The sequence below is a fragment of the Beijerinckia sp. 28-YEA-48 genome (assembly GCF_900104955.1).
In the GTDB taxonomy this organism is placed as follows: Bacteria; Pseudomonadota; Alphaproteobacteria; order Rhizobiales; family Beijerinckiaceae; genus Terripilifer.
On the sequence record NZ_FNSI01000001.1, the window covers coordinates 792,650 to 817,450 of the forward strand.

Sequence of the window (24,801 nt, forward strand, 5' to 3'; positions counted from 1 at the left end):
AGGAATAAACTCGTGTTCTTGCGTCATCTGACTATCACGTTGCTAGCTGGTACATCTCTCATCGCCACCGCCGTGGCGCAAACCGCTCCGAATGAAACGGCAAACGCCCGTGCGGCGCGCAATGCGCGTGCTGCCGCTCAGCAGAGCGCACCGCCGGTTCAGCCGCACGAGGCCGCACAACGCCGGCGCGATGGGGCGGCTCAAAGCGGATTGACCGCCGCGCCAACGGACTTCGGTCGCATCGATATTCGTGAAGGCGGCGATGGGGCCACGCCCGGTGGTGTGACGCGCCAGGATATCGGCGGCGGCTATATGATTCAGGAAGAGACGCCGAAGACACGTTCCACGGTCACGCGCGATGCCATCGACAAGCTGTCGCCGACGGCCAATCCCTATCAGATGATCGAAATGCTGCCCGGCGCCAACGTGTCGAGCCCCGATGCGGCAGGTCTGAACGGTGGCAACATCACGATCCGCGGGTTTAACTCGGATCAGATCGGCATGACCGTCGAAGGCGCGCCGGTCAACGATTCCGGCAGCTATGCCCTGTATCCGCAGGAATATGTCGACGGCGAAAATATCTCGCAGGTGTCTCTCGCGCAGGGTGCGCCTGACATTGACTCGCCGCATATCGGTTCGACCGGTGGCGTCATCAACGTCTACATGCGCGATCCTTCGAAGACGTACGGTGGCCTCGTCAAGACGACGCTGGGCTCCTACAATAAGCGCCGGATTTTCGGCCGCATCGAAACCGGCGATATGAATGGCCTGCGCGGCTATGTTTCGTTTTCGCGCTATCACGCCGACCATTGGGCCCAACCCGGCCAGGACGACCGCACCCATATCGATACGAAATGGGTTTACGATATCAGCGCCGGCAACCGGATCAGCGCGTCGCTGATTTACAATCAAGCCATCAACAATAATTACATCAACCCGACGCTGGCTCAGTTTCACACACTCGGCTTTAGCCCGGCCTATGCGGGGAGCCTGCCGTCCACCTTCATCACTGGTCCCGATCAGAGCGCCGGCAGCGCTTTCAACTACTACAAGATGCGCATCAATCCATTCCGTAACCTGATCGCCAGCGCGCCGTCGGTCTTTACGATCACGGACAAGCTGACGTTCGATACGGTTCCTTACTTCTGGTACGGCTACGGCAACGGCGGCGGCACATCGACCCTGACCGAAAATCCGATTGGAACGGTGTCTGGTCCCGGAACCTTCTGGGGCAATCAGCGCATCACCGGCGTCGACTGGTTCCCCAATGGCATCATTTCGAGCACCAACAAGGGACTGCTCTTTAACCCGTCGATCACCGAAACCTATCGGCCGGGTATCATCAACAAGCTCACCTATCAGTTGGATGATCATAAGATCATCTTCGGCCATTGGTTTGAGCGCGCCACTCACAAACAGACCGCGCCCTATGCTTATCTCACGGCGGCCGGTGAGCCGGTCGATCCCTATGGCTCGGGCGGTATCGTTGTGCCCGCCGGACAGCCGGGCGCTGGTTCGCTGATCCAGCGTCGCGATACGATGACGACGACGATGAGCAATACGTTCTTCCTTGGCGATACGTGGTCGCTCTTCAACGATCGTTTGAGCATCGAATACGGTCTCAAGCAGACCTTCATCAATCGCCGTGTCGAGAACTTCCTTCCCGGTGCGACGCCGGTCGTCACCCGCAATGACACGGCGACACTGCCGCAGATTGGCGTTCGCTACCGTCTGACGGACGAACATTCGGTGTTCGCGAGCATTAACACGACGTTTCGCACAACGCCGAATTTCGCGCTTGCCGACGCCTTCAGCAACACGACAGGCCTTAAGACCACGGCGGCCAACAACACCCAATCGCCGGAAAAGGCCATTACGTTTGAAGTTGGTCATCGCTATCAGGGCGAGCTGATCAACACGTCGCTGTCGTTCTTTGCGACGCAATATCGGAACCGCCAGGTCACGACGAATACGGTCGATCCGAGCGGTGGCACGGCGCTTCTTACGCAGAGCATCAACGCCGGACGCGTCAACAGCTACGGTGTCGATTTCGAAATCGGCACGAGGCCGATCTATAATTTCCGCCCCTATCTGTCGGCGGAATATCTGCGCACCCGGCTTATGGACAATCTCCCCGTCACCCTCGCTGGCGGTGCTCAGGATTATCTGCCGGTGGCGGGGAAGGAACTGCCGCGCGCGCCGCGTTATCAGCTTGGTCTCGGCCTCGACTATGATGACGGCAAGTTCTTCGCCAACGTCCGCTACAAATTCTACGCGCGTCAATATTCGACCTTCACGAACGATCAGCAGATCGGTCCTTATGGTTTGATGCATGCGGGCTTCGGTTACCGGTTTGACGATTTCCTCGGTGTCAAAAAGCCGGAGATCAAGGTCAATCTCTACAATCTCTTTGACCGCCGCACGCTTGTTGGCGTCAACGGCGTTCAGACGAATGCGCTGGCGACGCGAGGTGTCAACGGCGGCATCATCTCCGGGTCCGCGCCGACCTATTACCAAGGGCAGGGCTTCGCGGCCAGCCTGACAATGCAGGTTGCTTTCTGATGCCACACATCGACAACACGCTTCTGCATCATATCTGCATCAACATCCTCTACGGCGCTCTGGGGCTGATGGTGTTTGTCATCCTGGAACGGATGATCTTCTACGGGATGCTCGGGATCAAGACGCAGCAGATGCGCTCCGTCCTGCGTCGATCCAGCCTTTCGGCGGGGGCTGCACCGTATTTTCCGGGCCGCGACGTTCTCAGCACGAGCGTCATGGAGTTCCTGAACAAGCAGAGCAGGGAGGGTGGCATCACGCGCGCCCAGGTCGAGGACTTGTCCTCGGCTCTGTTCCTGCGGGTCAGCGGCAAGGTGAATGCCCGGCTGTGGCTGCTCGATACGATTGTCACGGCAGCGCCCTTGCTGGGTCTTTTGGGCACGATCCTTGGCATCATGGATACGTTTGATGCGCTGTCGTCGGGCGGTATCTCTGATCCTGCGGCGGTTAGCCGTGGCATCGCTGCGGCGCTTTTGGCAACGGCCATCGGCATCGGTACGGCGCTTCTCGGTCTCGTCGCCTTCAATGTTTTGCACAGGCAGGCCGACGTGATTACCGAAGGCTTCAAGGAAACGCTGCTCACCGTGACGCACTAGTCGATTGTTCGCCGCTGTCACCCCGATAGCCGCAGCGCGGCTGTCGGGGATGACACCGAAATATAATAAAGAGATCGGGATAGTTTCATCATGCGTATTTCCCGCCGTCATCTCATTGGCTCGGCCGGCGCGACGGTTGCTTCCGGCGTTCTGGCGCAGGTTCCTGAACAGCCGACGCCTTTGCGCCTGCGTGTTCTGGCGACGTCCGATTTGCATATGTTCGCCCTGGATTGGGATTATTACCGGGCGCGACCTGAGCCCACCGTTGGCCTCAACAAGGTTGCGGCCCTGATTGCCCAGGCGCGCCACGAAGCCGCGAACGTCGTGTTGCTCGACAATGGCGATCTCATTCAGGGCAATCCGCTCGGCGACTATGTGGCCGCCAAGCGCAAATTGCATCCCGGAGAGAGCTCACCCAATCTCCACCCGATGATCCGGGCTCTGAACGACCTGCGTTATGACGCGGCAACGCTCGGCAATCACGAGTTCAACTACGGTCTCGATTTTCTGCACGCGGTACTCGCCGGTGCGAAGTTTCCGTTTGTGTGCGCGAATTTCCAGAACGCGGATGGCAGCACCTATCTGCCGCCTTTCCATGTTCTTGAGCGTAGCTTCGTCGATGAAGCGGGGCACGCGCAGCCGCTGCGGATCGGTGTGATCGGATTCGTGCCGCCGCAGATCATGACCTGGGACAAGTCTCACCTGGATGGGCGAGCGATCTGTGGCGACATTCTGGAGTCCGCCCGTCGCTTTGTTCCGCTCGTGCGGAAAGACTGCGATGTGCTGATCGCTCTGTGCCATTCCGGTATCAGCACGTCGCCCATGCTGACGGGAGAGGAAAACGCCTCCTTCCACTTGGCTGCGATCCCTGGCATCGACGCGATCATCATGGGCCATTCGCACCGGGTGTTTCCTGGGCCTGACTATGAGGGACGCCCCGGTGTCGATGCCTTGCGCGGCACGCTTGCTGGCGTTCCCGCGGTCATGCCCGGATTTTGGGGCAGCCATCTGGGTCTGATCGATCTGACGCTGACGCGTGATGGCGGGCGCTGGCGTGTCGGCGATTTTCGTTCCGAGGCGCGGCCGATCGCCCGCCGAGACGGCAGCAAGGTCGTATCGCTGGTGGAAGGGGAAAAGTCGGTCGCGGCTTCCATCGAACCTGACCACAGCGAAACGCTGGCATGGGTCGAGCAGCCGGTCGGCGTCTTCGCCGAGCCTGTGCATAGCTATTTCGTGTGGGCAGGCTACGATCCTGCCGGCGCCATCGTTAATGCCGCGCAGACGAGTTACGCCAAACAACTCTTGAGCGGGACGGAACATCGCGACGTTCCGGTGCTGTCAGCGGCGGCGCCGTTCAAAGCGGGCTATACGCCGGATTTTTATGTCGACATCAAAGCCGGGAAGGTGGCGCTGCGTGAGGTCGCGGATCTTTATGTCTTCGCCAACACGCTGACAGCCGTGCGGCTGAGCGGCGCGATGGTGCGCGAATGGCTGGAATATGCGGTCCGTCTCTTTAATCGGATAGATCCCGCCGTCGCGACCTCGCAGGTGCTGATGGATCGCCGCGTCCCGTCCTATAATTTCGATGCGATCTCGGGTGTTTCCTACCAGATCGATCTCACCCAACCCTCGCGTTATGATCAGAATGGGCGTGTCATCCATCCCGATGCCCACCGTATCGCCGATCTCAGCTTTGCCGGCACGCCGATTGATGTGAACCAGGACTTTATCGTGGTGACGAATAACTATCGGGCGGACGGCGGTGGAAAGTTTCCGGGCCTTGATGGGCGCAACATCGTGTTGCGCGCCCCAGATACAAATCGGGACACGGTTATTCGCTATATCAGCGAAGCCGCCGCGCCTGTTCGACCTGGGCGGGCGCCGTGGACCTTTAAGCGGTTCGGCCAAGGCGTGACGGTCAGTTTTGAAAGCGCGAACGCGGCCGCCAGTCATGTGGGCGAGATCGCGGGCCTAAGCTATGTGGGGCCGGCGTCCGAAGGTTATTCGAAATACGAGTTGAAGCTGGACTGAGAACTGGCAGAGGCAATTAGGCCCTTGCCCTTTCCCGCATCCGGAGGATGAAGGGGATCGCGCCGAAGAACAGGCAGAGCAGGGCGCCGACGCTGGTGACGATGATCATCGGCCTCAAGCTGCCGTCGGCCATCGTGCCGTAGATCTGGGTGAAGATCGCGCCGAGGAAGCTTTGCGTGAAAATGGCGACGCCGGCGGCGGTGCCGGCGAGGCGTGGCGCGATCTGCATGGCGGCGCTCTGCGCATAGGGCATGGCGATGCCCTGGGCGAAGGGATTGAAAAAGCCGGGCAGAAAAATCGCGAGCGGATGCAGATAGCCGAGCATCAGCAGCGAGAGAATGGTGACGACGGAGGCCATCAGGATCAGCGAGCCAGCGAGAACCATGACCTCGTTGGGAACCCGGTTGCCGATGCGGCTGGAGATAAAATTGCCGCTAAAAAAGCCCAGGGGGAACAGGAAGAAATAGAGGCCGAACTCCGTCGAGGGCCGGTGCAGCATGTCCTTCATGACAAAGGCGGAGGCGGCGGAGATGGAGAAGAAGACAGCGGTGCTGAAGCCCGGTTGCAGAACATAGGCGATGAAGCGCGGATGCGCGAAGAGTTCGCGATAATTGCCGAGCACGCTCTGGCCAGGCGCGAGTTTCACGCCTGGCCGCGTTTCCGGCACATAGAGATAAGTGCCGAGCATGATGATGGCGCCGGATGCAAAGGAGAAGATCATCACGGCGCGCCAGGTGAAATGGTCGAGCAGCAGGCCGGCGACAGTCGGCGAGACCATCGGCCCCAGCGTGTAGAACATGGTCAGGTAGCTAATCACCTTCACCAATTTGTCGGGGCCATAGGCATCACGCGCGATGGCGCGCACCAAGGTCGTGCCGCAGCCGGCGCCGACCGCCTGGACGACACGGGCGATAATCAGAGTGGTGATCGAATTGGCCAGCATGCCGAGCAGGCTGCCAATGAGGAACAGAGCCAGGCCCGACAGCAGCACCGGGCGGCGGCCGTAGCGGTCGGCCAGGGCGCCATAGACCAGGTTGGCGAAAGCCATCACCAGCAGCGGCAGGCTGAAGCTGATCTGCGCCAGGGCGTCGGAAATGCCGAAGGCCTCTTTCAAAACCGGCGTCACCGGCAGAAAAAGGTGGATAGCGAAGGGCGTCAGCAAGCCAATCGAGGCAAGCGCCAACGCAAATATTCTACCCGGTTGAAATGCCATTCGTCAGCCTCCGCGCGCCTTCTCACACGTGGGTCGCCGGCAGGCAATCGATGCGGCGACATGGCCGCTGTGCACGAATATTTGTCACGAAAGAGCAACCATTCGTTGACAATCTTGGCCGTACAAACACAATATATGGTGTTCACGGTCCGCAGATTCGCCTCTGCGGTGAAAAGGGAACCCGGTGTAATTCCGGGGCTGCCCCCGCAGCTGTAAGTGGTGAAGCTTTGTTCGACTATGCCACTGACGCCAAAGGCGTTGGGAAGGCCGGGCATGGCGATGACCCACGAGCCAGAAGACCTGCCGGGAACATGGATCGACCACCGGCGGGGTGCCGCGTTGGCCGTTGCGACATACCAGTCGAGGCTGTGCTTCGTCGGGCGTCGCTGCGCCAACGCAAATCCCGGATCGAGCAGCGACGGGAATTTCGCATGGGGCAGGCAGCTTTCGACTTCGACAGAAATGGTCATCTGGTTCCGCTTCCGGAGCCGGCCCAGCGCACGATCGTGCGCGAGACGTTACGCACGGTGGAGCCGCAGCGCGAACTGCACGCCCCGCCGCCTTATCCGCTGGCGCCGCGTCCGCAGCCGGCGAATCTGAAACTTGATCGCTCGCGCGACAGCCTGCTGACGGCGTTCGGCAAGGCGACCCTGGATGATCGCTACCTGATGCCCGGCGAGAGCTATCAGGACATGTTCGCCCGCGTGTCCTGCGCCTATGCCGATGATGTCAGCCATGCGCAGCGCCTCTATGATGCTATGTCGCAGCTGTGGTTCATGCCGTCGACGCCGATCCTGTCGAATGGTGGCACGACGCGCGGCCTGCCGATCTCTTGTTTCCTCAATACCGTTCCCGATTCCCTCGATGGCATTGTCGAAACCTGGAACGAGAACGTGGCGCTGGCCTCGAATGGCGGCGGCATCGGCACCTATTGGGGCCAGGTGCGCTCCATCGGCGAGCCGGTGAAGGGCAATGGCGCCACGTCGGGCATCATCCCCTTCATCCATGTGATGGACGGGCTGACCTTGGCGATCAGCCAGGGTTCGCTGCGTCGCGGCTCGGCTGCCGTCTATCTCGACATCCACCATCCAGAGATCGAAGAATTTCTGGAAATCCGCAAATCCTCCGGCGACTTCAATCGCAAGGGGCTGAACCTTCATCACGGCATTAATGTCACCGATGAGTTCATGGAAGCGGTGCAGGCCGGCGCCAAATTCGCGCTGAAGAGCCCGAAGGACGGCAAGGTCATGCGGCATGTGGATGCGCGCCAGCTCTGGCAGCGCATTCTGGAAACGCGCATGCAGACCGGCGAGCCCTATCTGCTCTTCATCGACGCGGTGAACCGCGCCATGCCGAAGCATCAGCGCGAACTCGGCTTGAAAGTCTCGACCTCCAATCTGTGCAGCGAGATCACGCTGCCGACAGGCAGAGACCATACCGGCGAAGACCGCACGGCGGTGTGCTGCCTCGCTTCGCTCAATATCGAGACCTGGGATCAATGGGCCGACGATCCGGGCCTGGTCGAAGATGTGCTGCGCATGCTCGACAATGTGCTGACGTCCTTCATTGAGAACGCCCCTGACAGCATGGCGCGGGCGCGCTATTCGGCCCTGCGCGAACGCTCGGTCGGCCTCGGCGTCATGGGCTTTCACTCTTTCTTGCAGTCGCGGCGCATTCCGCTTGAAAGCGCGATGGCCAAGTCGTGGAACTTCCGGATCTTCCGCAAGATCCGGCGCGAGGCGGATTCCGCCTCTGTGCTGCTCGCCAATGAGCGCGGCGCCTGTCCGGATGCGCAGGAGCGCGGCATGCGCGCCCGTTTCAGCCACAAGATCGCGATCGCGCCGACGGCTTCGATCAGCATCATCGCTGGCGGCACCAGCGCCTGTATCGAGCCGATCCCGGCCAATATCTACATGCATAAGACCCTGTCGGGGGCCTTTGCCGTACGCAACATCCATCTCGAAAAGCTATTCGAGGAAAAGGGTCTCAACACCACTGAAACCTGGCAGTCGATCGTCGCGCAGGAAGGTTCGGTGCAGCATCTCGATTGCCTGACCGATGACGAGAAGACGGTGTTCCGCACCGCCTTCGAAATCGATCAACGCTGGATCGTCGATCTGGCCGCCGACCGCGCGCCCTATGTCTGTCAGAGCCAGTCGATCAATCTCTATCTGCCCGCCGACATCGACAAATGGGATCTGCACATGCTGCATTGGACGGCGTGGAAGCGTGGTATGAAGAGCCTGTATTACTGCCGCTCCAAGTCGATCAGCCGTGCTGCCTTCGCCGGCGATGGCCAGCAGAAAGCCGCGCTCACCACCTCCGCCAGAACCGACTATGAGGAGTGCCTGGCATGTCAATGATTGATCTCGGCCAGGCTCTTGGCCATGCGCCGCTTCCGCTCGATCTCGGCAAAGCCGATCCGCGCCAGTTCATCGGTACTGGTCAGATCGGGCTGCTGACCGCGACCGGCACCTATAACGTCGATCGTTACCCGTGGGCCTATGAGTTCTGGAAGCGTCAGCAGCAGACCCATTGGATGGGCGAGGAAGTGCCTTTAGGCGCCGACATCAAGGATTGGGCTTCCGACCGGGTGACGGAAGGCGAGCGCAATCTGTTGACGCAGATTTTCCGCTTCTTCACCCAGTCGGATGTGGAAGTCGGTGACAACTATCTCAAGCGCTATATCCCGCTTTTTCAGCCGCTTGAAATCCAGATGATGATGGCGGCCTTCTCCAATATGGAGACCGTGCATATCGACGCCTATGCGCTGCTCCTGAAGACGCTGGGCATGCCGAACACTGAGTTCGCCGCCTTCCGTGACTATGAGGCGATGCGCGCCAAGGCCGATTACATGCACACCTTTGGCGTCGGCACGGTCTCGGACGTGGCGCGTACTCTGGCGATGTTTGGGGCTTTCACCGAAGGCATGGCGCTGTTTGCCAGTTTCGCCATGCTGCTCAACTTTCCGCGCCACAACAAGATGAACGGCATGGGCCAGATCGTCAGCTGGTCGGTGCGCGACGAAAGCCTGCATTGCGAGGGTGTGATCAAGCTTTATCATGAATGGCATCGCGAGACCGGCGCGGTGACGCCGGCTGTGCGCGATGACATCATCGATGTGGCGCGCACCATGGTCGGGCTCGAGGAGCGCTTCATCGATCTGGCCTTCGGCCTCGGCGATATCGCCGGCATGACGGCGGGCGATATCAAGTCCTATGTGCGCTACATCGCCGATTGGCGGCTGTCGCAACTGCACCTGCCTGGTGTCTACGGCTATTTCAGCGAGACGGCCAGCGGCCACAAGCAGGTCAAGCCGCATCCGCTGCCCTGGCTGGTCGAAAGCCTCAATGGCGTCGAGCACGCCAACTTCTTCGAACAGCGGGCGACGGAATATTCCAAAGGCGCGACCTCGGGCTCCTGGGATGGCGAGGACGGCGTTTGGGCGGCGTTCGATCGAACGGCGCGGGCCGAGAACCCGGCGCATTAATTTGCTTCGCTGCGGCGGAGGCGCTGTCCTCCGCCGCGGTTGGCTTCTATCTGATGAAATAGTAGCTCACTGCGCCACCTGTCGAGCCGGCGGCGTTGATCGTCTTGGTCGAGCTGGCGAACATCCAATTGATGGTGTTCAGGATCAGTTGATTGACCACCATGGTGATGTTCTCGGACGAGACGGTCGAGACCGAATTGAAAGTGATGTTGCGGCTGGGCAGATAGATCAGTCCGTTAAAGCTATGCCCGGCTGAGCCGTTGACGGAGAAGCTCGACTTCGACAGGCCAACCGGCTCGTACATCAGGAGATTGGCGTAGGTGCCGGTGGTCGGTGCGGCAATGTTGATGGCGACGCCGCTGTTCACCTGAATATAGGAATTGGAATCGGCGAAGTAGAAGGTGACGTCGGTGCCCTTCACCGTCCAGCCGCTATTGAGATTCCAGCGTGTGTTTTTGAACACATAGACGCCGGGCTGCAGGTTCAGCGTGCCGGAGCCGTTGAAGTTGAAATTGCCGCAATAGACGCCGGGTTGCAGCGTGTTGGTGCCGCTGTAATTCTGGTTGCTGACCGTGCAGGTGGCCGAGGCGGGGGGCGGCAAGGTGCCAGCGAAGGGGTCAGTCGCGGTTTTACATCCTGTCGAGAGAGATGAGACGGCGCCACCGTTCTGAATCACATTCGTCCCGGCGACGCAGATCTTCGAAACCTGGAAGTTTCCGCCCGAATTGAAAATGGCGGCGGGGTTTCCCTTGGAGGCGACGTCGATCTGGCACTTCGGCGCATTGATGGTGACGCCGCTGTTGACCAGCAGGGATTGGCTCGAGGTGGGGTCGAGCACCAGGATGCAGACATTGTTGGTCGTGGCGGAGCCTTGGGTGGCGACGACCGACTTCGCCGAAATCGTCACGTCGGCGCGGTTGATGAGGCTCAGGAAGGTGGTGGCGATTCCGGCTGTCGCGGTGCCCGTGACGGTTCCATCGGTGATCTTTCTGGTCCATGTGCCCGAAAGAGCGGAATAATGGCTGCTGGCGACCGCGGCGTTGAGCGCGGCCGAGCCGATGGCGGTCGCATCTCCAGCGGTGTTCTGGGCGACTGCCATGGTGGCGCTGTCGAGCGCGTTTTGCAGGTCGGCTTTGGCGGCGAGGCTGCGGCTGTAGTCGACGGCGACACCCGTGGCGATCAGTACGGGGACGAAGGCGAGCGCGAATGCAACGGCGATGGCGCCCGACCGATTGCGTTTGAAACGGACGATTTGATCGGCGAGCAGGCGAATGAGTGGGCCGCGTATTCCCGTCTTGCGCATCTATAGCTCCGGACACAGGTCAAAATGTTGGCCTGTGTTCTGCACGGCGCGGCATAAAGGAGTCGTAAGCGGACCGCCTTGAAAAGCCTAAAAAGGCATTAATTTTTGGCGGATGGTTTTAGCGATCGGGGTGGGGGCTTGTGCGGCCAGAAGAGGTGGCCGGCCAGTGCAACTCCGAGGAGGCCACTCCTGAATCGCGCCCGGCCGGCCTGCCCCACGGACCCAGGAGATGCGGCGGACCTGAGCAACCCGTAGGGTGTCTGAATAACGTCAGAGACTCATCGCTGACGGAGGGGACGTTATCGTGACAGCCAGCCTGAGCGCAATCGCTCAAAGTTCCATCCGGCTGTTAAACGCTTGTTTACCTAAAGGAATGGGGTTAACGGTCAAAGACTTAGCCTTGACTTTAAGGTCGCTTCGTCGCTAGGCCGCGTCCGCGGTGACGCGATTGCGGCCTTCGTTTTTGGAGCGGTAAAGCGCCTGGTCGGCCCGGCGGAACAGCGTGTCAGGATCGGCATCGTCGATGGATTGGGACAGGCCGATCGAGACGGTGATGGGAATCAGCTTGGTGCCGTTGCTGATGCCAAACAGGCTCTCCTCAACGGCGCGGCGTACCCGTTCGGCGATTCTGCGGGCGACCACCATGCTGGTGTCGGGCATGACGACGACGAATTCTTCGCCGCCGAGACGGCAAATGAGATCGGCGCTGCGAATGACATTTTTGACGCGGGCAGCGAACCCCTTCAGCACGTCGTCGCCGGCGTCGTGACCATGGGTGTCGTTGACCGTTTTGAAGTGGTCGATGTCGAGGATCATCAGCGCCAGCGGGCGGGCGCGCGTGGTCGCTTGAGCCAACATCTCAGCCAGATGCATTTCGAGATAGCGCCGATTGTAGAGGCCGGTGAGGGCATCGATCAGGGCCAGCTCAATAGAGGCCTGGACGTTATTGTTGAGCGCGTCCGAATAGCGTTTGCGGCGCACCTGGGTGCGCGACCGGGCGATGAGTTCGTTCTTGTCGACGGGGCGGCTGATATAGTCGTTGACGCCAAGATCGAGGCCGCGCAGCACCTTCGCCCGGTCATCAAGGTCGGCCACCAGCAGGATCGGCAGATGGCGCGTGCGTTCCAGTGAGCGCAGCTGGCTGCACAGGCGCAGGCCATCGAAATCCTTCAGCGACAGGCTGACGACAATCAGCTCATATTCGCCTTCGGCGGCGCGGAACAGGGCGTTCTGCGGTTCGTGTTCGAGATCGACGAAGTGGATCTTCTCGAAGGACCGGGTGATCCGCTCGGAGGAGCTGGCGCGGTCGTCGACCACCAGCACGCGGGCGCCGGTGCCCTGGTCGGCAATGGCGGCGGCCAGGCCGCTGCTGGCGCCCATGCTGGCGGCGGTGCGCGCCCGGTTGCGCAATTCGTCGACGGTCACCTTCAGGCGCGCCAGTGAACGGACACGGGCGATCAGCGCCACTTCATCGACGGGCTTGGTGAGGAAGTCGTCGGCGCCCATTTCCAGGCCCTTGACCCGGTCGGCGGGCTGATCGAGCGCCGTCACCATGATGACGGGTATATGCGCGGTCGCGGGATCGGCCTTCAGTCGGCGGCAGACCTCGAATCCGTCCATCTCCGGCATCATGACGTCGAGGAGGATGATGTCGCATTGGCTGTCGGCGCAGAGGGCGAGGGCGTCCGCACCGTTGGTCGCGGTGAGCACGTCAAAATATTCGGCTGTGAGCCGCGCTTCCAACAGTTTGGTATTGGCCAAAATGTCGTCAACGACGAGAACGCGCGCGGTCATCCGGGTCCCTCTACTTGTCGCCCGTATAGTTGCGGATCGTTTCCAAAAACTTCACGACGGAGATGGGTTTTGAGAGATAGGCCTCGCAACCGCCCTGGCGAATCTTCTCCTCATCGCCCTTCATGGCGAAGGCGGTGACGGCGATCACCGGAATATCGCGCAGGGTTTCGTCGTCCTTGATCCATTGGGTGACCTGCAGCCCGGACACTTCCGGAAGCTGAATGTCCATTAGAATCAGGTCGGGATGGTGTTTGCGCGCCAATTCGACGGCCTCCACACCATTCCGCGTCTGGACGGTCAGGTAGCCATGGGCTTCAAGCAGATCGTTGAAGAGCTTCATATTGAGCTCGTTGTCTTCTACGATCAAAACCGTTTTTGCCATCTTGGATGCATGTCCTCGGGCGCCGGCTCGCCAGGTCGCGAGACATGTGCTCACCCTGACGCTCTTGTATCCCATGAACATTTACGAAAAGAGAATCCAACCTTCAAATGCCAGGGCAAATGACTCGTCAAATCAATCGCCAAATCAGTCGACAAGCCGCTGAAGCCTTAGCTGTGGAAGCCCTGGGCTTCCTGGCTGCGGACGAAGAGCGCCTGTCGCGATTCCTCGCGCTCAGCGGCATCGATCCAGCCAATATCCGGGAGGCGGCCGCCGATCCGGGCTTCTTTCCGTCGGTTCTCGAATATCTGGCAAGCGATGAGCAATTGTTGCTGGTTTTCGCCAGCAACGCTGGTCGTGATCCTGGCGACGTTAATAAGGCTTTAATCCAGATTTCGTCGCATTCCTCTGATATTCCTTAGGCTTGCCCGAATCTATTGGATTCCGTCCTGATCGTTTGGGGCCAGCTTTTGGCTGCGAGCGGACTGGAAACGGTTGGTTTGCCAGCCGTCCGCATTGAAAAATGAGACAGAGTGGATTAGCTCCACGTCATTGCTGCGGTCGAGAAGATCGCGCTTATTGGAGAGCAAGTGAGTAATTTTAGAGAACCGGACCTGAGACAGCGCCAGAACATGGCCGCTGCTGCGAAAAAAGCGACACTGGATAAAATCCGTGCCTTGGCCAGCGACCCCGCCATTGAGGAACGTCGCGCCGAACGCGAAGCGGTCATCAAAGCCCGTGCCGTGCGTGAGGCCGAACGGGAAGCCGCTAAGAAAATCCGCGATGCCGAGCTCGCTGCCCAGGCCGCTCGCGATCTCGAATTGGCCAAGCAGGCCGAGGCGAAAGCCAAGGAAGAAGAAGAACAGCTCAAGGCCCAATTGGCAGCGGCCGATGCCGCGCTGAAGGCCGAGCAGAAAGCCGCCCGCGATCTGCGCTATGCCGAACGCAAGGCCGCCAAGAAAGAACGCCGCAAGGGCTGATTTCGATCGGCTGCGTCATGGCAGCCGTCAGTTTGAGCCCCGCTAGCCGGTGATCCCGGCGGCGGGGCTTTTGCGTTTTTGAGGGGTGGCCGGAACTCTGATGCAATGTTGCGTCGGTGCCGTTTGGCAGCGGCCGTGGATCAGTGGCAGTGGATCAGCGGAAAGCGTCGTTGCGGAACTGCAAAAAGGTGGCGATGGCTGCAGCGCCGATCATGCCCCCAATCGTCAGAAACCAGCAAATGCCTAGCAGAACCGAATCCATCTCACCTGTTCCCTTGAGTGAACTTGGGCGAGATGTGTCGCTTCGGGCCGCGCTGAAATAGTGCCGAAAGTCATTGGGCCAGCAGGCCAAGCCTCGTTATCCGTCACGATACTGTTGACCACTTTGGACCTTGGCGGCCCCAGGCGGGCGAACTACACCTGGGACGCTTCAAGCCAATCAATGGCGAAATAATCGGGAGGAATGCATGCGCCTGTTCAGGGGCCTTTTTGGCATGGCTGTCTTACTGCATGTGCTGATGGGATCCGCCCTCGCGCAATCGCCGACCGAGGCGGTGCGCGAAAACCGCCAAATGGCGCCAGACATCAATCCGGACTCGCTGTCGCGCCTGCCGCTGGTGAAGCGGGAAGACCTGGATGAGGCCGGAAAGAAAGCCTTCGACGTCGTCACCGATCCGAAAAGCCGGCTGCGCGCGGCGCTCGCCGGGCCCGCTGGCATTTGGATGCATGTGCCGGAGTTGTCGCCCCATATCCGGGAAATCAACTGGTACCTGCGCAATCGGATCAGCCTCGATCTGCCCTTGGCGGAGCTCGCCATTCTGGCGACCGTCCGCGAGACCGATGGCGAATTCGAATGGGCTTCCCATGAACCGGCGGCCCTAAAAGCCGGTATCAGCCAGAATGTGGTCGATATCATCAAATATCGCCGGCCGATCGAGGGTGCTTCGCCAAAAGAGGCGATGATCATCAAATTTGCGCGCCAGCTATTGGGCGAGAAGCGGATGCCGCCGGACACCTATGCTGAGGCGCTGAACCTGTTCGGACAAAAGACCCTGGTCGAACTCGTCCTGCTGATGGCCAATTATTCGCAGACATCGGTCATTCTGCGCGCCTTCGATCAGCAATTGCGCCCGGATCTTAAGCCGATGCTGCCGGTGGCGAAGCGTTAGTCGATGACGAGCCTGGCGGGAGCGCCGGGCTTTTGTCATGATCTGTCAGGAGACCCGATCTCGGAGGCCGGGAGGCGGGGGAAATGTCGGGCGGCATTCTTGCCGGTTCTCGCTTTGTCCGCCAATGTCCCAAAGCAAATCGACGCGTCTTCGTGGCGTTTGATGATTCCATCAAAATGCGAAACGCTATGAGCGCCATGGACAACACCCTTTTGTGCCGCGACTGTCACGCAAGAAGCCCGGCGGGCGGCCGGCGTTGCGCGGCTTGTGGTTCGCCGCGCATTCTCGTCCATGACGAATTGGATCAGCTGAGCGTCGCCCATATCGATTGCGACGCTTTCTATGCGGCCGTCGAAAAGCGCGACAATCCGGCGTTGCGCGACGAGCCGTTGATCATCGGCGGCGGCAAGCGCGGTGTGGTGTCGACCTGCTGCTATATCGCGCGAACCTATGGCGTGCGTTCGGCGATGCCGATGTTCAAGGCATTGGCGCTGTGTCCCCATGCCAAAGTCGTGTCTCCCGACATGCAGAAATATGTCGCCGTCGGCCATCAGGTGCGCGAGCTGATGTTGGAATTGACGCCGCTGGTCGAGCCGCTGTCGATCGACGAGGCTTTTCTCGATCTCGGTGGCACCGAGCGCTTGCATCAGGCGAGTGCGGCCGCGGTTCTGGCGCGATTTGCCGGCCGGATCGAACGCGAGATTGGGATCACCGTGTCGGTCGGCCTGTCTTATTGCAAATTCCTGGCGAAAATGGCGTCCGATCTCGACAAGCCGCGTGGCTTCGCCGTGATCGGCGTGGCCGAAGCGAAAGCGTTTCTGGCGGCGCGCCCGGTTTCGGCCATCTGGGGTGTCGGCAAGGTGGCGCAGGAGCGTTTCGAGCGTGAGGGGCTGAAGATGATCAGCGATATCCAGGCGCTCGAGGAAATCGAAATGTTTCGGCGCTTTGGCCCGGAAGGGCGCAGACTGTGGCGGCTCTCGCATGGGCTTGATGATCGCATCGTCTCGCCGGAGCGCGAGCGCAAAAGCGTGTCTGCCGAAACGACATTCGAGGAAGACATATCGGATATTACGACCCTGTCGCGGAAGCTGTTCCTGCTCAGCGAGAAAGTGTCGGCGCGCTTGAAGGCGCAGGAGATTTCCGGCGACAGCCTGACCCTGAAACTGAAGACGGCGGATTTTCGCATTCTGACGCGGGCGCGCATGCTGTCCGAGCCGACGCAACTGGCCGGCCGCATCTTCGAAGGCGCGCGCGATTTGCTCTCCAGGGAACCGCAAGGGCGGCGCTATCGTCTGATCGGGGTTGGTATTTCCAATCTGGTCGAGGGCGCGCAGGCCGATCATGGCGATCTTGAGGATACCCGGGTGGTTCGCGAGAAGGCCGCGGAAACGGCGGTCGACAGTCTGCGCGAGAAGTTCGGCCGTGCTGCCGTCATCAAAGGCATTGTCTTTGGCAAGACCACGCGGCGCTAAGCGCTATCCCGTCATTGCGAGCGCAGCGAAGCAATCCAGGGGTCAAGATGTGGAAATAAAAAATATGCCTGGACCATAGGCATTTCTAGACATCTTATCACACGTTCCTGGATTGCTTCGTCGCTGTGCTCCTCTCAATTGTGCATGTTCACATGCACAATTGAGAGCAATGACGGTACTGCGCTCGGCGATTCCGTCGAATTGTGAAACGCTCTGGCGGGCTTGAAACTCTCCGTTGTCATTCCCGACGCACCGAAGGCACGAGCAGGAATCCAGAGCCACCGCACGAATGCTGAACTTGGTGCTGTCGTAAGTTGGCGCAGCATTTTACCGCTTGCTCTAGACGCTCGCCATGCCCTTTCCACGCCGGGCGCCAGGGGATTGTCCGGTCGAACGTTTGAAAGCCCGGCTGAAGGCGGCCTGCGAAGCATAGCCAAGCCGCTCGGCGACCTTGTCGATCGACATGTGATCACGTTCGAGCCATTGCGCGGCAAGGCGCATGCGCAGGTCCGTGGCGTAACGCAAAGGTGTTTGCCCGACGATGGCTTGGAAGCGTTCGGCGAAGACCGAGCGCGAGGTGCCAGCTTCCGTCGCGAGATCGGCGACGGTCCAGTCACGGCTCGGATTGCGATGGAGAGCGGCGATGGCGCGGCCAAGGCGCGGGTCGTGCAGAGCGACAAACCAGCCGGTGCCGTTGAGACAATTACATTCGATCCAATCGCGCACGATGGAGGCGGCGACGACATCGGCAAGGCGGGCGGTGATGCCGACCGAACCGGCGCGCGGCTGACAGGTTTCCCGTTCCATCGCGTGGAGCATCGGCCTGATTTCGGGTTGCCGGTTCAGCAAATCATCGACCTGCATCACATCGGGCATCTGATCGATGAGGGGACGCATGCCGCCGAGATCAAAGTCCATACAGGCGCTGAAAATCAGCGCGTCGGGATGGTGCCCGGTCTCGTCAAGGCAGGCCGATGTAACGCTGATGTTTTCGCAGAGCGGCTTCGTCGCGAAGCTTTCGACGGGGCGGCTTGGCTCGTCCGGTGCCGAAACGAGATCATGAGGGCCGCCGCGTGGCATGAGCAGGGCGTCGCCGCTGCGCAGGTGGATCAGCTCTGTCCCATGGCCGCGCAGAAACAGGTTGCCGTCCGCCACGAAGTGAAACTGCGCCCGTCCGGCTGTGGTGTTGAAGCGTAGGCCGAACGGCTTGCTCACCTGCGTGCGCCGGTAGGTGACGCCCAGAAGCCGCATGCCCAGCATGATTTCGCTCATCAAGTCATGGGCGGTGTTCATCACGTATCCGGACGAATGATCAATAGTTCCAGATTTTATGGCATATATCGTCCGAGTTGTCGATCCTATTTATGTTGCAACGCAGCGTGAATAGGAGCTGGACGCAAAATGAGTGCGAATGCCGACATCAATATAGAACCTTTTACGGCTGTGCCCAAGCCAGCCGTCTGGGCCGGTGTGATCGCCATGATGCTGGGCGTCACGTCCCTGCTAACGGCGGAATTGCTGCCGGCGAGCGTTCTGACGCCGATGGCGCAGGGCTTGGGCGTGAGTACCGGGGTGGCTGGGCAAGCGGTGACGGCGACCGCTTTTGCCGGCTTGATCGGGGCGCTCCTGAGCGCAACGGTGACGCGCCGCTTCAATCGCAAGCCGGTCTTGCTGGTGTTCTCGCTGCTTTTGATCGTCTCGAACCTTCTGGCGGCGGTCGCACCGAGTATAGAGTTTCTGCTGGCGGCGCGGATCGTGCTCGGACTTGCCATTGGCGGTTTCTGGACCATGGCGGCGGCGACAACGATCCGCATGGTGCCCGAGGCGATGGCGGCGCGTGCCATAGCGATCGTCATGAGCGGCATACCGGCGGCGATGATCATCGCCATCCCTGTCGGCGGCTATTTGAGTGATCTCGTCAATTGGCGCGTTATTTTCGCGCTGGCCGCGGCTCTGGGCGCCTTGGTGCTGGTTTTGCAGATGTTGTTTCTGCCGCGTGTTGCGCCCAAAGGACATGCCAGTCTTGCGGTGTTTGGCGACATCATTTCGCGGCCGGGAATCGGTTTTGGATTTGCGGCGGCGATCTTGGTCTTCACCGGGCACTTCGGTTATTTCACTTATATCCGCCCTTATCTTGAAACCGTGACCACCGTGAACGTTGGCACGATGGCGATAATTCTCTTCGTCTTCGGTGTCGGCAGCTATGTCGGAACATTTGTGAGCGGCGCGGCGGTCGAGCGCAGTCTCAAAGGCACGTTGATCGTGGCGGCATTGGGCATGGGGGTGCTTGGTCTGCTGCTTGCCGCGTTCGGCGGTGCGCTCGCTTTCGATACGGCGATGATCGTGATCTGGGGCGTTCTCTTTGGCGCCGTGCCCGTGGCCTTTACCACGTGGATCACGCGCGCGGTGCCAGACGAGATCGAGAGCGCCACGGGGCTCCTCGTTGCGTTGATCTTTGTCGGTATCGCCGCTGGCGCTGCCGGCGGCGGAGCGATCTTTGATCTGAACGGCGTGCGTGGTGTGTTTCTGGTCGGCGGTCTTGCCTTGCTCGGTGCAGCGGTGCTGGTCGCGACCCGCGTGCAAACCAAGGAAGTGTGAAAAGCCAAGGAAATACGAAAAACAATGTCAGGGGCAGTTTGCTGCCCCTGACAAATTAAGGGCAGGGGCTCTTTAAGGATAAGGGCGCTTTAAGGACAGGGGCTCTCGGGCAGCATTTCCAGTTTCGACATGGTGCCCTTCAGAGCGAAGTCGCCATAGTCGAGAACGAGATCGCTCGAAATGCCATTGTCCCACATCTGGAAGGCCATTTTGTAGCTCGGGTTGGCGTCGGCCTTGGCATTGTCGAAATAGCTGACGTTGGTGCGCCAGCGCGCCATGCCCTTCATCGCCGCCACATCCTTTGTCGGATCGGTGAGCGGCTCCTGCGAGCGATGACCGAAGATGTTCAGCGTGTGATAGACTTTATCGCCGCCGTCGGAGCCGTCGTAGATTTTCATCTCCATCGCCGTTTCTCCGGCCCGCGCCGCGATGATCGAATGCAGCATCTGCGCCGTCGGGAAGGTGACGTCCACGTCGGCATCGGATCGCTTCGGCATGGGCTCTTTGATATTGATCGATAGGGCGCCGTCGCCCGAGCGGGTGGCCTCGCCCTGATTGGTGCTGACGACGCGATCGCCGATCATGTTCTCGATGCGGAAGTTCAGCGTCTTGCCGTCGCCGCTTTCAAAGGTGGTCGAGCGCGTGTCGGTCATGCGCGGCTCGCCTTCGGACGGGGTGATTTCGGTGATCTGGCGAAAGGACACCTCGTAGCCTTTGCAGGCCGATCCGTTGAATTCGTAGACGATGCGACCGCTCACCGCGACCGGGGCCGAACTGCCGTTGCCGCGCAGCAGCGACAATTCGTAGACGGCGAGATGGGGCGACATGCGGACCGTTTGGGCGGCGGTTTCGGCGCTGGCCATCCCGGCACTGGCTTGCAGAAAAACCGCGGCGCCGGCGAAACCTGCGAGCTGGGATAAACGGGCGGAACGATACTGTGTCATTAAGCGCCTCAAAGCAGAATCGATGCCGGATAGGGGTCTCTCATGGCGAAATTAGGGTTTCGGTGGGGGGCTGCAACCGGCATACTCATCAATTCGACGTGCTGTCCGCCAGATGCGCCCGTCGATCCAGAGATTCGTCTAACGATCCGTCGCGAGGTTTCTATGTCTACGGTTGAGGGGCGTCTGAAAGCATTGGGAATTGAGCTGCCGTCGCCGGCCGCGCCCGTCGCCAATTATGTCCCTTGGACGATATGCAGCTCGATTTTAACGATCTCGGGACAATTGCCCTTCGGCGCGGACGGCAAGCTGGCGCCGCAGTTTCTCGGCCGCGTGGCGGGAGAGGTTTCGCAGGACGACGGCCGGGCAGCGGCGCAGCAATGCGCCGTCAATGTGCTGGCGCAGGTGCGCGCGGCGCTGGGCTCGTTCGACCGCGTCAAGCGCTGCCAGCGGCTCGGCGGCTTTATCGTCGCGGCGCCCGATTTCTTCGGTCTGCCGGCCATCATGAACGGCGCGTCGGACCTGATGGTGGCGGCGTTGGGCGATGCCGGCCGCCATGCCCGCTCCACGGTCGGTGTGGCGCAACTGCCGCTGAATTCTGCCGTCGAGGTGGAAGCCTCATTCGAGATCGTTGCCTAGGATGCCGCGTCCATCGTGGCTCGTGGCCCATCCGATTGCCCATCGCGGTCTGCATGATCGCACGGCAGGGGTGATCGAAAATTCGCTCTCGGCTGCCCGCCGCGCCGTCGCCGGCGGCTATGCGATGGAATGCGACGTGCAGCTGACGGCCGATGGCGAGGCCGTTGTCTTCCACGATTTCACGCTCGATCGGCTGATCGGGCGCGCCGGCCGGGTGATCGAGACGCCCTCTGTTGAACTGACGCAGATGCATCTGCGTGGCAGTGCCGACACCGTGCCGACGCTCGCGGCTCTGCTCGATGTCATGGGGGCCGGCAACACGCTTGTCGTCGAGATCAAGAGCGCTTTCGACGGTGACATGAGGCTGGCGGAGCGCACGGCGCGGATCGTCGCGCGCCATGGCGGCCAAGTGGCGTTGAAAAGCTTCGATCCGCAAGTGATGACGCATTTGCGCGTCAACCGGGCTGCGCTTGGCATCACGGACGTGCCGCTCGGCATGATCGCGGAAGCCCATTACGACGATGCGGAATGGGCCTTTCTCACCGATGCCGACAAGCAAGCGCTTGCCAATTTTTTGCATTGGGACGCGACGCAACCGGATTTCTTGTCCTATTACGTCAACGATTTTCCCCATGCGGTGCCGCATCTGTTGCGCCGGGCGCTGGGCCTGCCAGTGATGACCTGGACGGTGCGGACGACGGCGCAGAAACAGGCGGCGGCGCAATGGGCCGATCAGATCGTCTTCGAGGGGAACATCGCTTAGATGCTTTATCCCTTTGCCCTGTGTGCTTTGGCTTCGGCCATTTCCAACAGGGCGATCGATCCTCTCATCACGCTCATCGCGCGCGAATTTTCCGTGCCCGTCACGACAGCGGCGCTGGCGGCGTCGCTCTATGCGCTGCCCTATGCGTTCGGTCAGCCGATCCTTGGGCCGATCGGTGACTTCTATGGCAAGATCAAGGTGCTGCGCACCTGCCTGTGGCTGCAGACGGCCTGCCTGGCGCTCGTCGTCCTCTCGCCATCGCTGACGATCCTGCTGGTGGCGCGGGTGATCGGCGGTTTTGCCGGCGGTGGCATCATGCCGGTGACCATGGCGATCGTCGGCGACAAGTTTCCGCCAGCGACTCGCCAGCTCGCCATGGCCCGCGTGCTTTCCGCCGGTATGACCGGCACGATCTTCGCCACGACGGCGGCGGGACTGCTGGCGCAGTTCGTCAACTGGCGCACGGTTTTCATCATCGGCATGGTGATTGCGCTGACGGCGGCGCTGATCATGACGTTCAAGGCTGATGAGCCGACACCCGACAGGCAGGGCGGGCGCCTCAGCTTCGCCCACGCCATTGCGGGCTATAAGAAGGTCTTCGCCAATCGGCGCTCCTTCATCTGCTATGGCGCGGTCTTCGTCGAGGGCGTCGCGATTTTCGGCGTCATGCCGTTTATCGGTGAAATCCTAGAGCGCCGCGGCCTTGGCAGCGTCAAGGAAGCGGGCATTATCATTGCTGGGATAGGGATTGGCGGCTTGTTCTATACGCTGATCCTGAAATGGTTGTTGCAGATGTTCAGCCGCTATCAGTTGATGTTCATGGGCGGTCTATTCTGCGCCGGAGGCATGTTCACGCTGGCCTATGGTCTCCCCTGGGAAATCACCGCCGTCACCTTCTGCGCCACGGGCTTTGGCTACACGCTGATGCATAACTCGATCCAGACTGAAGTGTCAGGATTGAGCGCGAAAGCGCGCGGCTCGGCCTTTTCGCTGCATTCGTTTTCGCTGTTCAGCGGCCAGGCGCTCGGACCTTTGATCTTTGGGCCGTTGATTATCGGCCTTGGCCCGACCACGGCGCTGATCTGCAGTGGAACGATCCTGCTGCTGCTGGGGCCGACGATCTCATTCCTGTTCGCGCGGCAGCGTCGCCAATCCGGAACAACGGGCTTCTGAGCGGTCTGTTCAGACGGCGCCGCGCATTTTTGCCAGCCACCATCTCAAGCCGACGAACAGGAAGCGCCAGTCGCGGAAAAACTCGGGCGGTTTGTGTTCGTAGAGATGGCCGACGAATTGCAGGATCCAGCCGAGGATGAAAAGGGCCGCGGCCCAGATCCAAAGATGGCTGACGAACGGTGAGAGAATGAACATCGCGATCGCGACGACGATCATTGGTATGCCCCACGTGTGGCATAGCCGATTGCGGGGATCGCGATGGCTGGTCTCGTATTCGGCGATCCATTCGCTCCAGGGGCGACCGAAAAACATGACGACCTCCTCAGGCAGGCGTAACCGTAGGCTCCCACAATGGCAGCAGTGGGGTCAATTGGGCCTTTGGCTGGAATGGCTTGCGCTGGCCCCGGCAGGGGCTCGATCCAAGGCCTGAATTTTAGGCTTGGCTTGCTCTGGGCGCTGCCGCCAGTCGCGCCTATATTCGTGCCGATGTCCGATCCTGTCTTCCAGATTCGCATTGCCCGTTCCATGGCCGATATCGATGCGGCCGCCTGGGACGCTTGCGCCAATCCGCCCGGTGTCGACTGCGATCCGGACGATCCGCAACGGGAGCGGTTCAATCCGTTCCTGAGCCATGCTTTCCTGAATACACTGGAAACATCCGGCTCGGCGACATCGCGAACCGGTTGGTCGCCAGTGCATCTGGTGGTCGAGGATCAGGCGGGCGCCATCCTGGCTTGCGCGCCGTGCTATCTGAAAAACCATTCGCAAGGCGAATATGTCTTCGACTATGCCTGGGCGGACGCCTTCGAGCGGGCCGGCGGACACTATTATCCCAAGTTGCAGGTCAGCGTGCCGTTCACGCCGGCGCAGGGGCGGCGGCTGTTGGTGGCGCCCGGCACCAATGTCGCCGCCGCGCAGGCGGCGCTGGTCGAAGGCTTGCGCGCCTTGCAGCAGCGCACGGGCGCATCGTCGACCCACATCACCTTTCCCTTGAAGCAGGAATGGGAGGCGCTGGGGCAAAATGGCTTCCTGCGTCGCACCGGCAAGCAGTTCCATTTCTTCAATCGTGGCTATGATGACTTCGACGGTTTCCTGGCCGATCTTGCCTCGCGCAAGCGCAAGAACATCCGCAAGGAACGAGCGGAAGCCATTGTCCACGGCATCGACATCGAATGGGTGACGGGCCGCGATATCACCGAAGCCCATTGGGATGCGTTTTTCGCGTTCTACATGGACACCGGTTCGCGCAAATGGGGCCAGCCCTATCTGACGCGGCGTTATTATTCGCTGGTGGGCGAGGCGATGGCGGATCGCATTCTGCTGGTGATGGCCAAGCGCAACGGGCGCTATATCGCCGGCGCAATCAATTTCATCGGTGACGATGCGCTCTACGGTCGCAATTGGGGCGCGATCGAAGAGCATCCGTTCCTGCACTTCGAGGTCTGTTATTATCAGGCGATAGACTTCGCCATTGCTCGCAAGCTGTCGCGTGTTGAGGCTGGGGCGCAGGGCGAACATAAGCTGGCGCGCGGTTATGGGCCGGTCGAAACCTATTCCCTGCATATGTTCGAAGACCCACGGCTGGCGCGTGCCGTCGACGGCTTTCTGCAGCAGGAGCGGGAAGCGATCAGCCAGTCGATCGAAATCTACGGCGAGCATGTGCCGTTCCGGCGCGACTTGGAACGTGAGCTGGATTAAGCT

21 protein-coding genes and 1 riboswitch are annotated in these 24,801 nt (G+C 60.6%); of the genes, 14 read left to right on the forward strand and 7 right to left on the reverse strand.

Annotated elements, in window-relative coordinates:
• The first annotated feature begins 12 nt into the window (after window positions 1-12).
• The 3 genes from BLW50_RS03780 (at window position 13) to BLW50_RS03790 (ending at window position 5,186) form a co-directional block, all read left to right on the forward strand.
• Window positions 13-2,562 (forward strand): TonB-dependent receptor, encoded by a 2,550-nt coding sequence (locus tag BLW50_RS03780; protein WP_139267450.1) that lies wholly within the window; start codon window positions 13-15, stop codon window positions 2,560-2,562.
• On the forward strand, window positions 2,562-3,155 hold the full coding sequence (locus tag BLW50_RS03785; protein ID WP_090697643.1) for a MotA/TolQ/ExbB proton channel family protein: 594 nt from the start codon (window positions 2,562-2,564) through the stop codon (window positions 3,153-3,155). Before BLW50_RS03780 ends, BLW50_RS03785 begins: the two co-directional genes overlap by 1 nt.
• A gap of 90 nt (window positions 3,156-3,245) precedes the next feature.
• Window positions 3,246-5,186 (forward strand): bifunctional 2',3'-cyclic-nucleotide 2'-phosphodiesterase/3'-nucleotidase, encoded by a 1,941-nt coding sequence (locus BLW50_RS03790; protein ID WP_090697646.1) that lies wholly within the window; start codon window positions 3,246-3,248, stop codon window positions 5,184-5,186.
• A gap of 16 nt (window positions 5,187-5,202) precedes the next feature.
• On the opposite strand, the gene BLW50_RS03795 is transcribed toward BLW50_RS03790, so the two are convergent.
• The gene (locus tag BLW50_RS03795; protein ID WP_090697650.1) at window positions 5,203-6,399 is read right to left on the reverse strand and encodes a multidrug effflux MFS transporter; all 1,197 of its coding nucleotides are present in this window, start codon (window positions 6,397-6,399) and stop codon (window positions 5,203-5,205) included.
• Window positions 6,400-6,527: 128 nt separating this feature from the next.
• Window positions 6,528-6,722: riboswitch (cobalamin riboswitch) on the forward strand.
• 108 nt (window positions 6,723-6,830) lie between these two features.
• On the opposite strand from BLW50_RS03795, the gene BLW50_RS03800 reads away from it, so the two are divergent.
• Complete coding sequence (locus tag BLW50_RS03800; protein WP_090697653.1) at window positions 6,831-8,762, forward strand: ribonucleoside-diphosphate reductase subunit alpha; 1,932 nt, start codon at window positions 6,831-6,833, stop codon at window positions 8,760-8,762.
• On the forward strand, window positions 8,753-9,889 hold the full coding sequence (locus BLW50_RS03805; RefSeq protein WP_244544126.1) for a ribonucleotide-diphosphate reductase subunit beta: 1,137 nt from the start codon (window positions 8,753-8,755) through the stop codon (window positions 9,887-9,889). The genes BLW50_RS03800 and BLW50_RS03805 overlap by 10 nt, the downstream gene beginning before the upstream one ends.
• Before the next feature lie 46 nt (window positions 9,890-9,935).
• On the opposite strand, the gene BLW50_RS03810 is transcribed toward BLW50_RS03805, so the two are convergent.
• The 3 genes from BLW50_RS03810 to BLW50_RS03820 all read right to left on the reverse strand — a co-directional run bounded on the left by BLW50_RS03810 (window position 9,936) and on the right by BLW50_RS03820 (window position 13,368).
• Entirely contained in the window at window positions 9,936-11,192 is a 1,257-nt protein-coding gene (locus tag BLW50_RS03810; protein ID WP_090697662.1) for a TadE/TadG family type IV pilus assembly protein, read from the reverse strand.
• Between the two features lie 423 nt (window positions 11,193-11,615).
• Window positions 11,616-12,986, reverse strand: coding sequence for a PleD family two-component system response regulator (locus BLW50_RS03815; RefSeq protein WP_090697666.1), 1,371 nt, complete (start codon window positions 12,984-12,986; stop codon window positions 11,616-11,618).
• A 10-nt stretch (window positions 12,987-12,996) separates the two neighbouring features.
• Complete coding sequence (locus BLW50_RS03820) at window positions 12,997-13,368, reverse strand: response regulator (RefSeq protein WP_090697670.1); 372 nt, start codon at window positions 13,366-13,368, stop codon at window positions 12,997-12,999.
• 119 nt (window positions 13,369-13,487) lie between these two features.
• Between BLW50_RS03820 and BLW50_RS03825 the strand changes: the two genes are divergently transcribed.
• From BLW50_RS03825 to BLW50_RS03840, 4 genes are all read left to right on the forward strand, one after another.
• A complete protein-coding gene (locus BLW50_RS03825; RefSeq protein WP_090697672.1) occupies window positions 13,488-13,787 on the forward strand; it encodes a DUF3572 domain-containing protein in 300 nt (99 codons plus the stop codon).
• Window positions 13,788-13,955: 168 nt separating this feature from the next.
• Entirely contained in the window at window positions 13,956-14,345 is a 390-nt protein-coding gene (locus tag BLW50_RS03830) for a DUF6481 family protein (RefSeq protein WP_170849971.1), read from the forward strand.
• A 467-nt stretch (window positions 14,346-14,812) separates the two neighbouring features.
• Window positions 14,813-15,514 (forward strand): carboxymuconolactone decarboxylase family protein, encoded by a 702-nt coding sequence (locus tag BLW50_RS03835; RefSeq protein ID WP_090697677.1) that lies wholly within the window; start codon window positions 14,813-14,815, stop codon window positions 15,512-15,514.
• Between the two features lie 197 nt (window positions 15,515-15,711).
• Window positions 15,712-16,986 carry a DNA polymerase IV gene (locus tag BLW50_RS03840; protein ID WP_090708652.1) on the forward strand — a complete coding sequence of 425 codons (1,275 nt, stop codon included), beginning with the start codon at window positions 15,712-15,714 and terminating at the stop codon, window positions 16,984-16,986.
• A gap of 339 nt (window positions 16,987-17,325) precedes the next feature.
• On the opposite strand, the gene BLW50_RS03845 is transcribed toward BLW50_RS03840, so the two are convergent.
• Complete coding sequence (locus BLW50_RS03845) at window positions 17,326-18,279, reverse strand: AraC family transcriptional regulator (protein ID WP_090697680.1); 954 nt, start codon at window positions 18,277-18,279, stop codon at window positions 17,326-17,328.
• A gap of 108 nt (window positions 18,280-18,387) precedes the next feature.
• Between BLW50_RS03845 and BLW50_RS03850 the strand changes: the two genes are divergently transcribed.
• Window positions 18,388-19,584 carry an MFS transporter gene (locus tag BLW50_RS03850; RefSeq protein WP_090697684.1) on the forward strand — a complete coding sequence of 399 codons (1,197 nt, stop codon included), beginning with the start codon at window positions 18,388-18,390 and terminating at the stop codon, window positions 19,582-19,584.
• A gap of 89 nt (window positions 19,585-19,673) precedes the next feature.
• Here BLW50_RS03850 and BLW50_RS03855 read toward each other — a convergent pair whose 3' ends face one another.
• Window positions 19,674-20,528, reverse strand: coding sequence for a cell envelope integrity EipB family protein (locus BLW50_RS03855; protein ID WP_090697687.1), 855 nt, complete (start codon window positions 20,526-20,528; stop codon window positions 19,674-19,676).
• Window positions 20,529-20,690: 162 nt separating this feature from the next.
• Between BLW50_RS03855 and BLW50_RS03860 the strand changes: the two genes are divergently transcribed.
• The 3 genes from BLW50_RS03860 to BLW50_RS03870 are packed head-to-tail and all read left to right on the forward strand — an operon-like array spanning window position 20,691 to window position 23,100.
• Window positions 20,691-21,164 (forward strand): RidA family protein, encoded by a 474-nt coding sequence (locus BLW50_RS03860; RefSeq protein WP_090697691.1) that lies wholly within the window; start codon window positions 20,691-20,693, stop codon window positions 21,162-21,164.
• 1 nt (window position 21,165) lies between these two features.
• The gene (locus BLW50_RS03865) at window positions 21,166-21,927 is read left to right on the forward strand and encodes a glycerophosphodiester phosphodiesterase family protein (RefSeq protein ID WP_090697695.1); all 762 of its coding nucleotides are present in this window, start codon (window positions 21,166-21,168) and stop codon (window positions 21,925-21,927) included.
• A complete protein-coding gene (locus BLW50_RS03870) occupies window positions 21,928-23,100 on the forward strand; it encodes an MFS transporter (RefSeq protein WP_090697698.1) in 1,173 nt (390 codons plus the stop codon).
• Window positions 23,101-23,109: 9 nt separating this feature from the next.
• Here the strand turns inward: BLW50_RS03870 and BLW50_RS03875 are convergent, their stop codons facing one another.
• On the reverse strand, window positions 23,110-23,412 hold the full coding sequence (locus tag BLW50_RS03875; RefSeq protein ID WP_090697702.1) for an Mpo1-like protein: 303 nt from the start codon (window positions 23,410-23,412) through the stop codon (window positions 23,110-23,112).
• Between the two features lie 174 nt (window positions 23,413-23,586).
• Here BLW50_RS03875 and BLW50_RS03880 point away from each other — a divergent pair, with 174 nt between their 5' ends.
• Window positions 23,587-24,798 carry a GNAT family N-acetyltransferase gene (locus BLW50_RS03880; protein WP_244544127.1) on the forward strand — a complete coding sequence of 404 codons (1,212 nt, stop codon included), beginning with the start codon at window positions 23,587-23,589 and terminating at the stop codon, window positions 24,796-24,798.
• Window positions 24,799-24,801: the final 3 nt, after the last annotated feature.